General features: G+C 59.5%; 14 protein-coding genes, 1 tRNA gene and 2 pseudogenes. 12 read left to right on the top strand and 5 right to left on the bottom strand.

Annotation, left to right across the window (positions count from 1 at the left end; translation table 11 throughout):
* Window positions 1-72 precede the first annotated feature (72 nt).
* The 4 genes from WG899_RS00875 (at window position 73) to WG899_RS00890 (ending at window position 2,184) form a co-directional block, all read left to right on the top strand.
* Entirely contained in the window at window positions 73-267 is a 195-nt protein-coding gene (locus tag WG899_RS00875; RefSeq protein ID WP_339593733.1) for a hypothetical protein, read from the top strand.
* Between the two features lie 48 nt (window positions 268-315).
* Window positions 316-573 carry a hypothetical protein gene (locus WG899_RS00880; RefSeq protein ID WP_339593734.1) on the top strand — a complete coding sequence of 86 codons (258 nt, stop codon included), beginning with the start codon at window positions 316-318 and terminating at the stop codon, window positions 571-573.
* Between the two features lie 116 nt (window positions 574-689).
* The gene (locus tag WG899_RS00885; protein ID WP_339593735.1) at window positions 690-1,532 is read left to right on the top strand and encodes an HDOD domain-containing protein; all 843 of its coding nucleotides are present in this window, start codon (window positions 690-692) and stop codon (window positions 1,530-1,532) included.
* Between the two features lie 31 nt (window positions 1,533-1,563).
* Window positions 1,564-2,184, top strand: a complete 621-nt coding sequence (locus tag WG899_RS00890) for a methyltransferase domain-containing protein (protein ID WP_339593736.1) — start codon at window positions 1,564-1,566, stop codon at window positions 2,182-2,184.
* 48 nt (window positions 2,185-2,232) lie between these two features.
* Here the strand turns inward: WG899_RS00890 and WG899_RS00895 are convergent, their stop codons facing one another.
* The gene (locus tag WG899_RS00895) at window positions 2,233-2,715 is read right to left on the bottom strand and encodes an Lrp/AsnC family transcriptional regulator (protein ID WP_339593737.1); all 483 of its coding nucleotides are present in this window, start codon (window positions 2,713-2,715) and stop codon (window positions 2,233-2,235) included.
* A 119-nt stretch (window positions 2,716-2,834) separates the two neighbouring features.
* On the opposite strand from WG899_RS00895, the gene hppD reads away from it, so the two are divergent.
* The 7 genes and pseudogenes from hppD to WG899_RS00930 all read left to right on the top strand — a co-directional run bounded on the left by hppD (window position 2,835) and on the right by WG899_RS00930 (window position 11,104).
* Window positions 2,835-3,965 (top strand): 4-hydroxyphenylpyruvate dioxygenase, encoded by a 1,131-nt coding sequence (hppD, locus tag WG899_RS00900; protein WP_339593738.1) that lies wholly within the window; start codon window positions 2,835-2,837, stop codon window positions 3,963-3,965.
* A gap of 95 nt (window positions 3,966-4,060) precedes the next feature.
* Window positions 4,061-4,219 (top strand): annotated as a pseudogene (locus WG899_RS00905) (transposase); the annotation flags it as partial.
* Window positions 4,220-4,235: 16 nt separating this feature from the next.
* A pseudogene (locus WG899_RS00910) lies at window positions 4,236-5,333 on the top strand (IS3 family transposase).
* A gap of 500 nt (window positions 5,334-5,833) precedes the next feature.
* Window positions 5,834-6,565: a PEP-CTERM sorting domain-containing protein gene (locus WG899_RS00915; protein ID WP_339593739.1), complete on the top strand. Its 732-nt coding sequence runs from the start codon at window positions 5,834-5,836 to the stop codon at window positions 6,563-6,565.
* A gap of 204 nt (window positions 6,566-6,769) precedes the next feature.
* The gene (locus tag WG899_RS00920) at window positions 6,770-9,127 is read left to right on the top strand and encodes a CehA/McbA family metallohydrolase (RefSeq protein ID WP_339593740.1); all 2,358 of its coding nucleotides are present in this window, start codon (window positions 6,770-6,772) and stop codon (window positions 9,125-9,127) included.
* A 13-nt stretch (window positions 9,128-9,140) separates the two neighbouring features.
* On the top strand, window positions 9,141-9,797 hold the full coding sequence (locus tag WG899_RS00925) for an NF038129 family PEP-CTERM protein (RefSeq protein ID WP_339593741.1): 657 nt from the start codon (window positions 9,141-9,143) through the stop codon (window positions 9,795-9,797).
* Window positions 9,798-10,147: 350 nt separating this feature from the next.
* A complete protein-coding gene (locus WG899_RS00930; protein WP_339593742.1) occupies window positions 10,148-11,104 on the top strand; it encodes a DUF4862 family protein in 957 nt (318 codons plus the stop codon).
* Window positions 11,105-11,401: 297 nt separating this feature from the next.
* Here WG899_RS00930 and WG899_RS00935 read toward each other — a convergent pair.
* The 3 genes from WG899_RS00935 to WG899_RS00945 form a co-directional block, all read right to left on the bottom strand.
* Window positions 11,402-11,491, bottom strand: a tRNA-Ser gene (locus WG899_RS00935).
* A 130-nt stretch (window positions 11,492-11,621) separates the two neighbouring features.
* Window positions 11,622-12,533, bottom strand: coding sequence for an SPFH domain-containing protein (locus tag WG899_RS00940; RefSeq protein ID WP_339593743.1), 912 nt, complete (start codon window positions 12,531-12,533; stop codon window positions 11,622-11,624).
* 68 nt (window positions 12,534-12,601) lie between these two features.
* Entirely contained in the window at window positions 12,602-13,030 is a 429-nt protein-coding gene (locus WG899_RS00945; RefSeq protein WP_339593744.1) for an NfeD family protein, read from the bottom strand.
* A gap of 190 nt (window positions 13,031-13,220) precedes the next feature.
* On the opposite strand from WG899_RS00945, the gene WG899_RS00950 reads away from it, so the two are divergent.
* Window positions 13,221-15,479 carry an Orn/Lys/Arg family decarboxylase gene (locus tag WG899_RS00950; RefSeq protein WP_339593745.1) on the top strand — a complete coding sequence of 753 codons (2,259 nt, stop codon included), beginning with the start codon at window positions 13,221-13,223 and terminating at the stop codon, window positions 15,477-15,479.
* Between the two features lie 101 nt (window positions 15,480-15,580).
* On the opposite strand, the gene fabI is transcribed toward WG899_RS00950, so the two are convergent.
* Window positions 15,581-16,369, bottom strand: a complete 789-nt coding sequence (gene fabI, locus WG899_RS00955; protein ID WP_339593746.1) for an enoyl-ACP reductase FabI — start codon at window positions 16,367-16,369, stop codon at window positions 15,581-15,583.
* Window positions 16,370-16,669: the final 300 nt, after the last annotated feature.

Genomic DNA, 16,669 nt, shown 5'->3' on the forward strand with positions numbered 1-16,669 from the left:
GCCCTTCAAGCTCGACCGTGAAGCCGCCGCATGGCCCCACACAGCGCGAGCTCGCTCGCCCAGGAGATTGTTATGCCCCAGTTCACTTCACCACGCCCGTCCGCCCTGAATCTGCGCAAGCCCCGCAACCCCCTGGTGGCCCACGCCCTGATGCGGCAAGCCGGCAAGCATGGCCAGCAAAAGCTGGGCAGCTCGCAGCGCCAAGCTGGCCGCCGAGATGTGCAGAGACAAAGCCTGGAATTGATGCTGCCCGACCGCAGCGCATGAAATCACCGGCCCCGCGGCCTTGCCCGGCGGCCCGCACGGAGAATCATCATGAGATTGAGAGACTTGCATGGCCCCGACACAAGCGCGGCCGAATTTGAAATCACCTGCGCAGCCTGGCGCGTGTGCCTGGGTCGCATGCTGTTAGTTAGCAGCGCCCTGCTGACGCGTCTGGCCTTGGGCTTGACACTGAGCCGCCGGCGCGCCAAACCCGAACTCGAGTTCTACGCCGAGGCGGGGGCGCCGGAAGGCGCGCTCTATGCCGACGGCCTTCGGGTTGGCTCGCTGCCTGGCGTCAAGCGGCTGTGAAAAAAGGGGGCACCAGCAGCCCAAGTCGTGAACGGCTGGGCATTGCTGGCGCTTTTCACTTGACCGCGCGGTCGCGGCAAGGAATAGGATGGGCTCAAGATCAACAGCAAGCTGCCATGACCGCGCCTATCGCCCTCCCCCCCTTGCGCCAAGCCCCTCCGGACTTGGGCAGATGGACGGCCTTGCTCTGCAACGCCGAAATCCCGGTGTTGGCCGAGACGGCCGAGGCCTTGGAGTTGCTGCGGGCGAACGAAGACGCAGCGGATGCCAACAGCCTCGGGGAGATGATCGCCACCGACCCGCTGATGACGCTGAAGGTCTTGGCCTATGCGGCGAATCACCGCTCCAGCCGGCTGTTGACCGACGCGGAAACAGTCACTGCTGCACTGGTGTTGATGGGCATCACGCCCTTCTTCCGTGAATTTGGCGAGCAGCCGACGGTCGAGGACAAACTGGCCGCGCAGCCTTATGCGCTCGATGGCCTGCAGCGCGTCTTACGCCGGGCTGATCGAGCCGCCCGTTTTGCACTGGCCTTCGCGGTGCACAGACTGGACCCTGACGCCGCGGTCATCCACAGCGCGGCCTTGCTGCACGACTTCGCCGAAATGCTGTTGTGGATCAACGCGCCCGAGTTGGCGCAACAAATACGGCTGCGCCAATTGGCCGACAAGCATTTGCGCAGCGCGGCGGTGCAACGCGAAATCTTGCACATCGAATTGAGTGATCTGGAGCAAGCGCTGATGCAGGCTTGGCACCTGCCCGAGTTGCTGCGCCACATCACCAACGACAAACGCGGCAATGATCCTCAGGTGCAATGCGTCAAACTGGCCGTGCGCCTGGCTCGCCACACAGCCGACGGCTGGGATGATGAGGCGGTGCCGGATGATTTGTGCGAGATCGCCAGTCTGCTGAATCTGAGTTCAGAAGCGACGCTGAAGCTGCTGCACGAGTTCGACTAATCCGACCCTAAGCGTCCCCTATATTGCTCCGATGGCAGGGCCCACACAAGAATTTTGGCAACAGCGGTTCAACACCGGGCAGACGCCCTGGGACCGCGGCGCGCCCCATCCTCAATTGCAAGTCTGGTTGGATGAGGGCCGAATACAGCCAGGGCATCGCGTCTTGGTGCCGGGCTGCGGACAAGGCCATGAATTGCTGGCGCTGGGACGCGCGGGGCATCAAGCCCTGGGCCTGGACTACGCCCCAGCAGCCGTCGAATTGGCTCGGCACAAGTTGGACCACGCGCAAATTTCGCTAGATCTTGTACAGGTCGAGCAAGCCGACGTACTGGCTTGGCAGGCGCCCGCCCCCGTTGACCGGGTTTATGAGCAAACCTGCTTGTGCGCCCTCCACCCCGACCATTGGCGGCGTTATGCCGATCAATTGCACGTCTGGCTCAAGCCGGGAGGCCTGCTACTGGCCCTCTTCATGCAGGCCAGGCGGGACAGCGCAGGGCAAGGCTTTGTTGAAGGCCCGCCCTACCATGGAGACATACAAGCGATGCGCGCCTTGTTCCCAGCCGACCGATGGGACTGGCCCGCTCCGCCTTACCCCACGCAAGCCCATCAACAAGGCTGGCACGAGTTGGCCGTGGTCTTGACTCGCCGCTGATTCGCACTCAAGCGTGCGTGCGGCCTTCTTGCGACTATTCAGGCAGCCTCAGATCGGCACCGCCGTGGTGTTCTTCAGGCGATCCAAGACAAAGCTGGTCTTGCAGTCTTGCACGCTAGGGTGCTTGAGCAGCGTCTCGGTAATGAAGCGGGCGTAGTGCGCCATGTCTTGCACCACCACCCGCAGCAGATAGTCCATATCGCCAGTCAATGCCGCGCACTCGACCACCTCCGGCCAGGCCTGCACCGCCACGCGGAACAGTTCCATCGGGTTGCGCTTGTGGCTTTCGGTATGTTTCTCCAGCCGCACATTGATATAGGCCGTCAAACCGAGGCCCACCCGCTCGGGCGGCACCAAAGCAACGTACGCCGAAATAGCGCCCGATTCCTCCAGCCGCCGCACACGCCTGAGCACCGCCGAGGCCGAGAGATTGACCTGGGCGGCGAGCGCGTCATACGTCACGCGGCCGTCAACCTGCAACGCCCTCAAAATGCGCCGATCGATCGTATCAAGCTGTATTCCATTTTCCATACCGAAAATTGTCGCAGTAATCCTGCGCATTTAGGGTACTCGACGCCTGAGTTCGCATGAATCCTGCGCAGCGAAGAGCCTACAGTCTTGACCCATCGCAAGACTTTGTTGGAGAAAACATGGCATTCACCCCCTGGGAAAATCCGATGGGCACCGCAGGCTTCGAATTCATTGAGTTCGCAGCCCCCGATCCTGCCGAACTCGGCAAGCTTTTCCTGACCATGGGCTTCACTGCCGTGGCCAAACATCGGCACAAGAACGTCACCCTGTACCGCCAAGGCGGAGTGAACTTCATCATCAACGCAGAAGTAGACTCCTTTGCGCAACGCTTCGCGCGCCTGCATGGCCCCTCCATCTGTGCCATCGCCTTCAGGGTCCAAGATGCGGCCTATGCCTATAGGCGTGCGCTGGAGTTGGGTGCCTGGGGCTTCGACAACAAGGCCGGCCCGATGGAGTTGAACATCCCGGCCATCAAAGGCATTGGCGACTCCCTGATCTATTTCGTCGACCGCTGGCAGGGCAAGAATGGCGCGACCACCGGTGACATCGGCAATATCAGCATCTATGACGTTGACTTTGTGCCTCTGCTCGACGCCGAAGGCAAGCCAGTCCCAGCCAACCCAGTCGGCTTGGGCCTGACCTATATCGACCACCTGACACATAACGTCTTCCGTGGCCGGATGAAGGAATGGGCGGACTTCTACGAGCGCTTCTTCAATTTCCGTGAAGTGCGCTACTTCGACATCGAAGGCAAACTGACCGGTCTAAAGAGCAAGGCAATGACCAGCCCCTGCGGCAATATTCGGATCCCCATCAACGAAAGCAGCGACGACAAGAGCCAAATCGCCGAGTACTTGGACATCTATCATGGCGAAGGCATTCAGCACGTCGCCATGGGCACGGACGATGTCTACAGCACGGTCGAGCGTATGCGCACGTCAGGTGTTGAGTTCCAAGACACCATCAACACCTATTTTGACCTGATCGACAAACGCCTGCCAGGCCATGGCGAGAACGTCGAAGAGCTCCGCCGCTTACGCATCCTGATCGACGGAGCGGCCCACCTGGATGCCCCGAATGAATTGCTGCTGCAGATTTTCACCAAGGAAGTGATCGGACCGATCTTCTTCGAGATCATTCAACGCAAAGGCAATGAAGGCTTCGGCGAGGGTAACTTCAAGGCCTTGTTCGAAAGTATCGAATTGGACCAAATCCGCCGAGGCGTCTTGAAGGACGAATCGAAAGCCTAATACTGTCGAGCCGAATCGTAAGCTCACCGTAAGCTCACCCACCAAGTAGACAACTGAAGTCAGAGAATGCGGCCCAACCCGAAAGGAAGAGGCCGATGAGGAAGAGCAAGTTCACGGAGAGCCAGATCGTGGCGATCCTCAAGGAAGGCGAGGCAGGCATGCCCGTGGCGGAGGTGTGCCGTAAACACGCCATCAGCGCGCCGACGTATTACGCGTGGAAGAGCAAGTACGCGGGCGCGACGGTGTCGGACCTGACTCACGGAGAGCCAGATCGTGGCGATCCTCAAGGAAGGCGAGGCAGGCATGCCCGTGGCGGAGGTGTGCCGTAAACACGCCATCAGCGCGCCGACGTATTACGCGTGGAAGAGCAAGTACGCGGGCGCGACGGTGTCGGACCTGACGCGCATGCGCGAGCTGGAGACGGAGAACGCGCGGCTCAAGCGCATGTACGCGGACTTGGCATTGGAGAACGCCGCGATCAAGGACGTACTGTCAAAAAAATTCTGACGCCGTCCGTGAAGCGGCAGGCGGTCGAGGTCATGGTGACCGAACACCGCTTGTCGATCACGCGAGCCTGCCACGCCGCAGGCTTGTCGCGGGCGGCGTACTACAAGGTGCCACCGTTACCTCAGGAGAAGGACGCCGAGGTCATTGAAGCGCTCAACGGCATCGTCGAGCGCAACGGTCGCTGGGGATTCTGGAAGTGCTTTGACCGGCTGCGCCTAGATGGTCGGCCATGGAACCACAAGCGAGTCTGGCGGGTGTACTGCGACTTGGGCCTGAACATTCCTCGGCGCACCAAGCGCCGCATTCCCAAGCGCGAACCCGTGCCTCTCGCTGCGGGATCGTTCGTCAATCAGGGGTGGGCCTTGGACTTCATGCATGACGTGCTCTACGACGGCCGGCGATTCCGAACCCTCAACGTCATCGACGAAGCCAATCGCGAGGCCCTGGCGATCCAGGTGGCCCAATCCCTGCCGGCTTCGATGTTGATTCGAACGATGGACCGTCTGGTGGATTGGTACGGTGCGCCGCAGTCGATTCGCATGGACAACGGCCCCGAGATGACCAGCCATGACTTCGTCGAATGGGCCCAGCGCAAAGGTATTGCCTTGAACTACATCGAGCCTGGCGAGCCCAACCAGAACGCCTACATCGAACGGTTCAACCGGACATTCCGAACGGAAGTGCTCGACGCCTACCTGTTCAGTTCCATCGAACAAGTCCAAGCCATCGCCGACGATTGGCTGACCCAATACAACGAGTACCGACCGCATGACGCACTGGGGGGGCGTACCGCCCAAGCAGTTCATGCCCAGATTGATCATCACAACCGCCGCAAACTCTAGAAATCAACTGTCTTCTTGACAGGGGAGCTTACGAGAGGCCTTCGTCCACGATGCGTTGCCTAGAGTCCCCGCGCGCTTGGCCGTTTGCCCTGAGCCACGAATATCGCCAATCCAGTCTCGGGTTTGCGCTTGTGGCGGTTTGCTCTTGTGATGCGATTGAACTAGGGGTAAGCGATTGTTGAATCCCCTGTTTGAGGGGGATTCCGTGCCAGTGCGATACGGCTGTCTTGAAGCTGTCATAACTGATTAGCTATGCTGCAAACTAGGAAGTATTTGAGGCAGGCGTAAGGCACCTAGACGTAAGGTTTTCGAGTCAGCGCTTGCCCAATGTCCCGGCTGAGTTGGGCTGAACACTCGACTTAGCTATCGGCAAAAATTTTTTGCCCCGATGCCAAACGTTTGCGCGCACTTTGTCGCTTGTTTGATTGGCTAGGCCGAGTACTGGTTTTGGGGTTGGTTTTTGCTGTCTAGTCTGTTCATCTGTCTTTAACCCGTTCGTTCACCCGATTCATCTTCATCATGTCCATGAAAAACACTTTAGCCCTGCATGCCGTAAAGAAAATTACGTCCTTGAGCTTATTGACCGCGGCCTCGCTGTTGAGCTTTGGTGCGCAAGCCGTAGTAGTGACTCAGTGGAACTTCAATGCCACATCTGGCACCTTGGTCGCATCAACCGGTACTGGTGCAGCATCTGTTGTCGGCGGGATCGCTGGATCCTTCGCCGGGGGCGGGGAGGCCGTTGGTACCGTGAATGACAAAGCATGGCAGACGACAACCTATGCAGCGCAAGGCGCGGACAACCTGTCCAAAGGGGTGCAGTTCACTATCAGTACGCTGGGATTTGAAGACATCGTTTTCAGCTACGACAACAGGCTGAGTGCCACCGCTTCAGCTAATGTGATGGTGCAGTATTCGCTGGACGGAGCGAACTTCACTGATGCTCAATTGGTGACCTCGCCGACCGCCCTCGTGTTTGCGCACAACGTTATCGATTTGTCTGCTGTTAGCGCTATCGACAATCAAGCAAGTGTCACGCTTCGTATCGTTTCCGCCTTCAAGCCAACAACCAGCCAGTACGCTACAACTGCTACGGGTGGTGGTGCTTACGCCCCTGGGGGCACGATGCGCTACGACTTGGTTACGGTAGAAGGAAGCGCTGTGGCCGCCGTCCCCGAGCCGCAAACCTACGCCATGCTGCTGGCCGGCTTGGCCGCTGTGGGCTTTGTCGCGCGCCGTCGCAAGGCCTCCTGAGGAGGGCTCCGACACCAGCGGCTGTGCAGGCGAAGCCAGCGCGGCTTTCTGGGGTTCGGAGTCCCTTTCTAGTTCGATGTACTTGCTGAGCTCCGCCGCTGTGCGGTGGGGCTTGCTGAGCTGTAGCCGCCTCGCATGCGGACGGCTCGCAACTTAGCCAATGGCGCAAGCCCTTTCTCGCTCCCTCCTCGTCGATTTATCCCCATGCAAAAACACACCCCGCAACGCGCCATAGCTCTGCTTTTGAGTGCATCCGCCGCCGGCTTGGCGGTGGGCAATGCTGTCAGTCCCGATCACCAGGAGTTCGAGGCAACGCTGCATGTGCCTTATCGCGCCGCGGCCGGCGCGATTGCCGAGGCGCGCAGCTTCACGCTGCGCTTTGAGTATCCGCAGGTGGCGCATGCGCAGACGGTGTCTTGGCGACTCGAGTTGCTCGACCCTGCCGGGGCCTTGGTGCAGCGCTGGTATGGCGTTGAATCCTTGGTCAAGGGTGACTTGTCCGTCAAGGTCGACTGGGCGGGGCGGCAATTCGGCATGGCCGCGGCCGACGGGATTTATCAAGTGCGCCTGACCGCCAGCTCCGCCGAGGCGACCGAGCTGCCCTCGACCGGCGTGATGGCCGATTTTGTCGAGCGCAGCTTGAGTGCGCCCGATGCCGAATTGGTGGAACAAAGCTGGGACATGCAGGTCGGCAAGCTTGCCGCGCCTAAGCTGCCTGCGTTCAAGCCCTTGGCGAACGCGCGCAGCGCCGCGCTCAATAACAAGCAGACTCAGCGTGCTGCTACGGCAGCCGTGACTGCGCAGGCGCCTGCAACTTTTGCGGCCGCCGCAGTCGGCAGCGCCGGTGGCTTGCCTTACACCGTCTATCTCGGCAATTTGCACAGCCAGACCGGCCACAGCGATGGCGGCGGCACCCTCGGCAACTGCAACGGTGAGCAGCAACCTCAGTCCAATCTGGGGCAGGGCCCAGCGCAGGCTTACCAATACGCGATGGATCGCGGGCTCGACATCTTGATGACCTCCGAGCACAACCATATGTTCGACGGGGACACCGGCACCAACACCGCGCAAACACCCGCATACGCCAAGAATCTGTATCAGGCCGGTTTGGCCGCGGCAGCCAATTTCAATGCAGCCCACCCGAACTTCTTGGGCGTGTATGGCATGGAGTGGGGCACCATCAGCGGCGGTGGCCACCTGAACATCTTCAACTCCAACGAGTTGCTGGGCTGGGAGTACAACGCCAAGGGCGAACTGCTGGCCGATACCTTCACCGAGAAGAACAATGCCGCCAAGCTCTACACCTTGATGGCGCAGCGCGGCCTAGTCGGTCAGTTCAACCACCCCGCCAGCAGCGGCCAATACCTGGTCAATGGCGTGGCTCTTGGCTACACCGAGGACGGCGAAAAGGCGATGGCCTTGTGTGAGGTGATGAACACGCCAGCCTTCTCCAACACCACCAATGAGTCCGACAACGGCAATAGTGGCTACGAGGGCGCTTGCAAGAAGGCGCTGGAGGCTGGTTTCAAGATCGCCTTCACGACCAATCAAGACAACCATTGCGCCAACTGGGGTGCCTCGGGCCCGAATCGCAATGGCATCTTGATCCCGACCGGCGTGCCCTTGTCCAAGGATGCCTTTGTCGAAGCGATCAAGGCGCGCCGCGTCTTCGCCACAATGGACAAAACCTCGCAGTTGGTCCTGACGGCAAACGGCCATGTGATGGGCGAGAGCTTCCGCAATGCCGGCCCGCTGAATCTGGTTGCGAATTACGCGCCCGGCACCGGCAAGGCCGCCTCCACGGTGCAGATCTGGGAGGGCGTGCCCAAGCGCAATGGCACGGTCAGCGTCTTCTCCAGCCAAGCCGTCAATAACTTCACGCCGGCACTGGGCGAGCACTTCTATTACGCCAAGGTCACACAGACCGACGGCAAGATTCTGTGGTCGGCGCCGGTTTGGGTCAGCCAAGTGGCCGACACCGAGGCGCCGGTAGTGACTGCCAGTGTCAGCGGTAACAGTGGGCAAATCAAATTGCAGGCCACTGCCAGCGACAACGTCGGTGTGAGCAAGGTGGAGTTCAAGGTGGACGGCCAGATCAAGGGCAGTGGCACTGCGGCGCCCTACGCCTTGAGTCTCGACTCGACCCAGCTGGCCAATGGCGCTCATGAACTGCTTGCCTTGGCTTATGACGCGGCCAACAACGTCGGTAGCTCAAGCGCCGTGGCCTTCTCGGTCAGCAATGTGCTCGATGTGACGGCTTCGACACGCGTTAGCAGCTCGGGTCTCTTGTTCAATCGGGTGACCCAGCGCTACACCGGCAACATCACGCTGACCAACCAAGGTTCTAGCGCCCTGATGGGCCCGCTGCAGTTGCAATTGGATGGCTTGCCCGCGGGTGTCAGCCTGGCCAATGCCAGCGGTAGCCATGCCGGTTCGCCTTACATCAGCATCGCTGCCACGGAGTTGGCGCCCGGTGCCAGCGTGACGGTGCCCGTCAGCTTCATCAATCCGGCCAAGCTCGCCGTGAGCTATAGCGCCAAGGTCTATTCCGGCAATTTCTAAGGACTGCCCCATCATGTTGAAAAAGAACTTTTCCTTGCTCGCCTTGCGACCTGCCGTGCTGGCCCTGGCCTTGCTGGGCCTCAGCCCTTGGGCCTCGGCGCTGACGACCCGCTACCACGCCGAAATCAACACCGCAGGACTGGGCGCCAATGGCGCAAGCGGTTGGCTGGATGTGCAGTTCAATCCGGGCAACAGCCCGACGCTGGCTGCCACCGTTCGACTGGATCATTTCCAAGGCCAATTCGGCGGCGGCTATGTGGCGGAAGGCTTTGTCAGCGGCAGCTTGTCTGAGGGCTTTGTCTTGAGCAATGCCGGCTCATACAACGACCTGTTCCATTCGCTCACGCTGGGCGGCAAGCTGAGTTTTGACATCAGTTTTGACGGCCCCTTGCTGCAGGGCGAAGGAACCGTTGGCAGCAGCTTTGCCGTGGGACTCATGGCCGCCGATCAGCAAACGTATTTGGGTAACCCCAACGGCGATCTGTTTCGGATCGAGCTGATGCCCAAGCTCTTGAGCGCGCCGGCGACGATCGAGCCGACCATGTTGGCTGGCGATGTGGTCAGCTTGACCAGTGCCGTTCCAGAGCCGGCCAGCTACCTGTTGCTGGTGACGGGCTTGGGCCTGATGGGGGCCTTGGTCGGACGGCGCAGCGCTGCGCAGCGCGCTTGATGCTCGTCGGCATCGCCAGTCCCTGGTTGTGGCGCTGCGTCGCCAGACGCTAATGGATGTGAGTTGAGGGTAGGGAGAGGGGTCGATTCAATTGGAATCGGCCCTTTTTTTGCTTTGTCTGAGCGCTCACGCGGCGGCGGGTTCTCAGGAGCTTTGGTAGAAAACATCAGTCGAAAGAGCAGGAATCGGGCGCTGTGCAGCTTTGCAGTCGGCAAAATGGCCGAGTTGGCGTGGGTGCTCGCATTGGATTGGGGTTAGGCGACAAGTTGCCGGGCAAGCCCGGGCGGCTCTATGAACATTCATCTACCTCCGAGCATCGCCATGCCGCCACCATCAAACAAGGAAAAGCAGTGCAGTATTTTGTTGGCGCCTATGCCGCATCTCCCAATACCTCGGCTTGGGAGCCCGATCTGGAAGCGCGTTATTACCAGCGGCTGATGGACCTGCCGAACGTCAAAGGCCTTGAGCATCCCTTCACCGGCCGCTTGCATCCCCACGATGACAACTGGTTTATTCAGAATATCGACAAGCAGTGGCGCTTTGTATTCACCTGCATTCCCGGCGTCATGGCAGCGCTATCCCGGAATCCGCACTTTGGCATTGCCTCCGACAACGCCCAAGGTCGAGAAGAGGCTTTGCTCTTTCTGCGCAAGGCTTGTGAGGCAATTTCGACTTTGAATGCTGCTTGTGGCAAGCGGGTCGTGGACGCCATTCAAATCCATACCGCGCCAAACCGGGCGGTCGCGGCTTCTTCGGTCGGGGCTTTGAAGGAGTCTTTGGCGACCTTGGTGCAATGGGATTGGCAGGGTGCTCGGGTGGTCATCGAGCATTGCGATGCCTACCTTCCGAACCAGCTTCCGTCCAAGGGCTTTTTGAGCCTGAACGAGGAAATCGAGACCGTGTTGGACATCAATGCGCGCTTTGGCTGCAATCTGGGCGTGGTGATCAACTGGGGGCGCTCCGTCATCGAGGCTCGCGATCCAAGGGGCGCTCTGCAACACCTGCGCTTGGCGAAAGAAAAAGGCGTGCTGGCCGGCTTGATGTTCTCGGGCGCATCGGGGGCGGACACGCCGTATGGGTCATGGAGTGACAGCCATATGCCGCCGGCGAAAAAACTGTCGGATGGGGTGGGCGCCGATGGCTCTTTGATGACCGAAGCTGCTATGCATGAATGTCTACGCTTGGCGGACTACAAAAGCCTGCCCATCTTGGGTTTGAAGATCGGCATCCGGCCTCCTGACGCTTCACTGGACGATCGCGTGGCCTATATCCGCAGTGCTCTTGCCAGTTTGGATGCTCTGGCTTAAACGGGGTGCGGTTGCTTTTTGGCTGCCTGCTTGCGAGTTTTTCTTATGCCTCTAACCTTTTGCGCCTTAAGACATGCCCTTGCTCGTTTCGCTCGGCAGCTCAGTTCCGTTTTTTGAAAGTCCGTCAAAGCTGTTGCGACTTCGCCCTTGCGATCTAGCCAAACATCGACGCCTGTGCACATGTTTTTCGAGTGAACTTGAGCCGGTCTGAAAAACAAAAAAGCCCCGCAGCTCAAGAGCTTACGGGGCCTTTAGGGGATGGTTTTGGACTCATAAAGACTGTCAAAAACCTAGTTCTGGCGGAGAGGGCGGGATTCGAACCCGCGGTGGGGATAAACCCACACACGCTTTCCAGGCGTGCGACTTAAACCGCTCATCCACCTCTCCGAAGCCCGCCATCATAGCGCAGTTTTTATACGCAAAGGGAAAGTTGACTAAATATTGAAGTGAGTTTGCTGCCCAATCGCCGCTGGCAATGCAGTCGGAGGCGACGGGCTGTTCGAATCGCTGGAGCGAATTAGGTCTTGCTGCCGTTCTTCATTAACGCCATCGCGGTGCCAATCAAGCCGGAGACCTCGCTCATATTGCCGGGCACGATCATGGTGTTGTTGGTCTTGGCCAATTGCCCAAATGCATCAACCGCCTTCTCGGCCACCTTCAGTTGCACGGCTTGGTCGCCGCCCGGTTGTTGGATGGCTGCTGCGATCTTGCGGATGGCCTCGGAGGTCGCTTCCGCCACGGCGGTGATGGCCGCTGCCTCGCCTTGGGCCTTGTTGATCTCGGCCTGCTTTTCGCCTTCCGAGCGTGCGATGGCGGCCTCGCGTGCGCCGGTGGCAATATTGATCTGCTCTTGGCGACGGCCCTCGGAGGCGGCAATCAAGGCGCGCTTTTCACGCTCGGCAGTGATCTGGGCCTGCATTGCGTGCAGGATGACGGCGGGCGGTGTCAGGTCCTTGATTTCGTAGCGCAAAACCTTGACGCCCCAATTCAGCGCGGCCTCATCCAGCGCCTGCACCACCGAGCTGTTGATGATGTCGCGCTCCTCGAAGGTGCGGTCCAGTTCCATGCGGCCGATGACCGAGCGCAGCGTCGTTTGCGCCAGCTGGGTGATGGCGACGATGAAGTTGCTGGAGCCGTAGCTGGCGCGCATGGCGTCGGTGACTTGGAAGTACAGAATGCCGTCTACCGTCAGCTGGGTGTTGTCCTTGGTGATGCAGACCTGGCTGGGTACATCCAGGGGGATTTCCTTCAACGAATGCTTGTAGGCCAGCCGGTCAATGAAGGGGTAGAGGAAGTTCAAACCTGGCGTCAATGTCCCGTGGTATTTGCCTAGGCGTTCAACCACCCAGGCGTTTTGCTGCGGCACGACCTTGATCGATTGGATGATGAAGATGGCTGCGACAAACAGCAGGACCAAAGCAATTTCCATGAAGTTCTCCCTTTGCTGACTTATTGAATTCCTTGTCGAGGACTCGACAAACGGTTGTCGATGTGGGCTCAGGCGTCGAGCATCAAGCAACTGCCTTCGATGGCGCGAATCACGTGGCGCCCGGGTGCGGGGCTGCTGTTGCCGCGAAAGCGGGCCTGCCATTGCGCGCCGCGGTACTTGACCGTGGCCGTGCCGTCTGCGTTCCATTGCTCGACCTGAACCGACTGGCCAATGTCGATGTGCACGTCGGCATTGGCGTCGGCGGGCAGGGGGCTGGCGCGTTGATTGCGGAGCTTGCGGCACACCACCACGGCCACGCCGCCGATGAGGGCCGCAGTGAAAATCTGCTGCGAGCCGCTCAGGCCCAGATAGGCGGCCCCAGCGCCGGCGGCGCAGCCCAGCGCCAGCATCAACAAGTAAAACGTGCCGGTGGTCATTTCGACGGCGATCAGCGCGCCGCAAGCGATCCACCACGCATTGGCTTGAGTCATCTCCATGTCACTCCCCGCAGTTCATGATGTTGTTAAATCAGTGTAGCGCGCTGTATGGGTGCTGGTTTGGGGCCGATCGAGGCCGGCCGGTGTTCTGTTTGCGCGAAAAAGCCAGTCCGGCGCGACGCAGCCGGGCTTCTTGGCCCTACACTTCGCGCCTTTCATTTTTTTCTGTCCCAGCCCCTGGAGGCTCACGATGCTTCGCTTTCGTTTTCCCATCGTCATCATCGACGAGGACTATCGCTCCGAGAACACCTCGGGTTTGGGTATTCGCGCTCTGGCCGATGCGATCCAGAAAGAGGGCTTCGAGGTCTTGGGGGCCACCAGCTATGGTGACCTGAGTCAGTTTGCGCAGCAGCAAAGCCGCGCCAGCGCCTTCATCTTGTCCATCGACGATGAGGAGTTCACGCCTGGTCCCGAGCTGGACCCGGCGGTGCTGAGCCTGCGTAAGTTCATTGAAGAGATTCGCTTCAAGAACGCCGATATCCCGATCTACATCTACGGCGAAACGCGCACTTCGCAGCATTTGCCCAACGACATCCTGCGTGAGCTGCACGGCTTCATTCATATGTTTGAGGACACGCCGGAGTTCGTTGCGCGCCACATCATCCGCGAAGCCAAGAGCTATCTCGACGGCCTGGCGCCGCCGTTCTTCAAGGCGCTGATGGACTATGCGCAAGACGGCTCTTACAGCTGGCACTGCCCTGGTCACTCGGGCGGCGTGGCCTTCCTGAAGAGTCCGGTGGGCCAGATGTTTCACCAGTTCTTCGGTGAGAACATGCTGCGCGCGGACGTCTGCAATGCGGTCGAAGAGCTGGGCCAGTTGCTGGACCACACCGGCCCGGTGGCGGCCTCCGAGAAGAATGCCGCGCGCATCTTCAACGCCGACCATTGCTTCTTCGTCACCAACGGCACCAGCACCTCCAACAAAATGGTCTGGCACCACACAGTGGCGCCGGGTGATGTGGTGGTGGTGGATCGCAACTGCCACAAGAGCATCTTGCACAGCATCATCATGACCGGTGCTGTGCCGGTGTTCATGACGCCTACGCGCAATCACTACGGCATCATTGGCCCTATCCCCGAGAGCGAGTTTTCGCCCGAGACGATCAAGAAGAAGATCGCCAAGAACCCTTTGCTGAAGGGCGTGGACACCTCCAAGATCAAGCCGCGCATCATGACTTTGACCCAGTCAACCTATGACGGCGTGCTCTACAACACCGAGACCATCAAGAAGAAGCTGGACGGCTGGATCGATACCCTGCATTTCGACGAGGCTTGGTTGCCGCATGCGGCCTTCCATAACTTCTATGGCTCATACCATGCGATGGGCAAGAATCGCCCGCGCCCTAAGACCGCGATGGTCTATGCGACGCAGTCCACCCACAAATTGCTGGCGGGCCTGAGTCAGGCTTCGCAGGTGCTGGTGCAGGACTCTCAGAACGTCAAGTTGGACAAGCACTTGTTCAATGAGGCCTATCTGATGCACACCTCGACCAGCCCGCAGTACTCGATCATTGCCAGTTGCGATGTGGCGGCTGCGATGATGGAGCCGCCCGGCGGCACCGCGCTGGTGGAGGAGAGTATTTCTGAGGCGCTGGACTTCCGCCGCGCCATGCGCAAGGTCGACGAAGAGTACGGCAAGGACTGGTGGTTCAAGGTCTGGGGTCCGGACAAGCTGGTCGAGGAGGGCTACGGCAAGCCGGCTGACTGGATGCTGAAGGCCAACGAAAAGTGGCATGGCTTTGGCAAGATTGCGGCCGGCTTCAATATGCTGGACCCGATCAAGTCCACCATCATCACGCCCGGCATGGACATGAGCGGCAAATTTGCCGAGACCGGCATCCCTGCCTCCATCGTCACCAAGTTCCTGGCCGAGCATGGCGTGGTGGTCGAGAAGACGGGTCTGTATTCCTTCTTCATCCTGTTCACCATTGGCATCACCAAGGGGCGTTGGAATACCTTGTTGACTGCCTTGCAGCAGTTCAAGGATGACTACGACAAGAATGCGCCGATCTGGCGCATCCTGCCGGAGTTTGCGGCGGCAAATCCTCGTTATGAGCGCATGGGCTTGAAGGACTTGTGCCAGAGCATCCATGAGATGTATGCCAAGGGCGACATTGCGCGCTTGACCACTGACGTATATCTCTCCGATCTGCACCCGGCCATGAAGCCCAGTGATGCCTATGCGCATATCGCGCATCGCCGAACCGAGCGGGTGGCCATCGATGATCTGGAGGGGCGCGTCACAACGGTCTTGTTGACGCCTTATCCGCCCGGCATTCCTCTGTTGATTCCTGGTGAGCGTTTCAACAAGAAGATCGTCGACTATTTGAAATTCACGCGCGACTTTAACGCCAAGTTCCCTGGCTTTGCCACCGATGTGCATGGCTTGGTGGAAGAGAAGGGTGAGGATGGTCGCTCGCGCTATTTCGTTGATTGCGTGCGGGATTGATACTTTGCCGGTCGCTTTGACCGGACCATAAAAAACGGGACCCGCGGGTCCCGTTTTGCTATGCAGGCAAAAGCCGAGTCAGTGCTTTTGCCGCTTGGTGCTTAGCCTTGGTCTTCGTCGGTCAGCGCAACGTGGCTATAGCCGCCGTCCACATACATGATCTCGGCGCTGACGCCGGCGGCCAGGTCCGACAGCAAGAAGGCGGCGACATTGCCGACGTCTTCAATCGTGATGTTGCGGCGGATGGGCGTGTTGGCGGCGAATTGGGTCAACAGCTTGCCGAAGTCTTTGATGCCCGAGGCGGCCAAGGTTTTGATCGGGCCGGCCGACAGGCCGTTGACGCGCACGGCACGCTTGCCCATCGATTGAGCCAGATAGCGGACGCTGGCTTCGAGCGAGGCCTTGGCTAATCCCATGGTGTTGTAGTTCGGCACATAGCGTGCGGCACCCAGGTAGGACAAAGTCAGCAGCGAGCTGCCTGCGCGCAGGCGCGGCGCGGCCAACTTGGCCATAGCAGGGAAGCTGTAGGCCGAAATATCGTGGGCGATGCGGAAGTTTTCGCGCGTCAGGCCGTCGAGGAAATCTCCTGCGATGGCGTCGCGCGGCGCGAAACCGATCGAGTGCACAAAGCCATCAAACTCGGGCCAGGCTTGGCCCAGATCGGCAAACAGGGCTTCCATTTGCGCGTCATCGGACACGTCGCAATCGAAAACAAGTTTGGAATCAAACTCGGCGGCAAATTCGGTGATGCGATCCTTGAAACGTTCGCCTTGATAGCTGAACGCCAATTCCGCGCCCTCGCGGTGGCAGGCTTTTGCAATGCCGTAAGCGATGGATCGGTTGGACAGTAGGCCGGTGATCAGCAATCGCTTGCCTGCGAGAAATCCCATAGTGGCTCCTTTAATTTGAATCAGTTGGCGATTTTCGCATGGCATTGCGATGATGCAAGCCGCAAGCTTGTCGGCACGGTGCTTGCATAGTACAATCCCGGCTTCGCTAAGGCAGCTCGATGGGTATCACGCCCGGCGGGTGCTAACAGCAGGCTGGACAGGGTCGACAAAATATCGGCGTTTTGTCCGCTTGGGCGAGCAGGGGTTGGGCGGATTCATCCAGCCCATTTTTTTTGCTTGAACGTTCTTTGCATAAAATTTGAGCCGCTGACCTGAGTCGCCAGAAGCGATTTGTGAATA

This window comes from Paucibacter hankyongi (assembly GCF_037482915.1).
In the GTDB taxonomy this organism is placed as follows: domain Bacteria; phylum Pseudomonadota; class Gammaproteobacteria; order Burkholderiales; family Burkholderiaceae_C; genus Paucibacter_A; species Paucibacter_A hankyongi.

What these genes read in the sequence shown, in the direction of transcription:
- WG899_RS00875 (WP_339593733.1), top strand. Translation starts at nt 73, where the DNA reads ATGCCCCAGTTCACTTCACCACGCCCGTCCGCCCTGAATCTGCGCAAG.
- WG899_RS00880 (WP_339593734.1), top strand. Translation starts at nt 316, where the DNA reads ATGAGATTGAGAGACTTGCATGGCCCCGACACAAGCGCGGCCGAATTT.
- WG899_RS00885 (WP_339593735.1), top strand. Translation starts at nt 690, where the DNA reads ATGACCGCGCCTATCGCCCTCCCCCCCTTGCGCCAAGCCCCTCCGGAC.
- WG899_RS00890 (WP_339593736.1), top strand. Translation starts at nt 1,564, where the DNA reads ATGGCAGGGCCCACACAAGAATTTTGGCAACAGCGGTTCAACACCGGG.
- WG899_RS00895 (WP_339593737.1), bottom strand. Translation starts at nt 2,715, where the DNA reads ATGGAAAATGGAATACAGCTTGATACGATCGATCGGCGCATTTTGAGG.
- hppD (WP_339593738.1), top strand. Translation starts at nt 2,835, where the DNA reads ATGGCATTCACCCCCTGGGAAAATCCGATGGGCACCGCAGGCTTCGAA.
- WG899_RS00915 (WP_339593739.1), top strand. Translation starts at nt 5,834, where the DNA reads ATGTCCATGAAAAACACTTTAGCCCTGCATGCCGTAAAGAAAATTACG.
- WG899_RS00920 (WP_339593740.1), top strand. Translation starts at nt 6,770, where the DNA reads ATGCAAAAACACACCCCGCAACGCGCCATAGCTCTGCTTTTGAGTGCA.
- WG899_RS00925 (WP_339593741.1), top strand. Translation starts at nt 9,141, where the DNA reads ATGTTGAAAAAGAACTTTTCCTTGCTCGCCTTGCGACCTGCCGTGCTG.
- WG899_RS00940 (WP_339593743.1), bottom strand. Translation starts at nt 12,533, where the DNA reads ATGGAAATTGCTTTGGTCCTGCTGTTTGTCGCAGCCATCTTCATCATC.
- WG899_RS00945 (WP_339593744.1), bottom strand. Translation starts at nt 13,030, where the DNA reads ATGGAGATGACTCAAGCCAATGCGTGGTGGATCGCTTGCGGCGCGCTG.
- WG899_RS00950 (WP_339593745.1), top strand. Translation starts at nt 13,221, where the DNA reads ATGCTTCGCTTTCGTTTTCCCATCGTCATCATCGACGAGGACTATCGC.
- fabI (WP_339593746.1), bottom strand. Translation starts at nt 16,369, where the DNA reads ATGGGATTTCTCGCAGGCAAGCGATTGCTGATCACCGGCCTACTGTCC.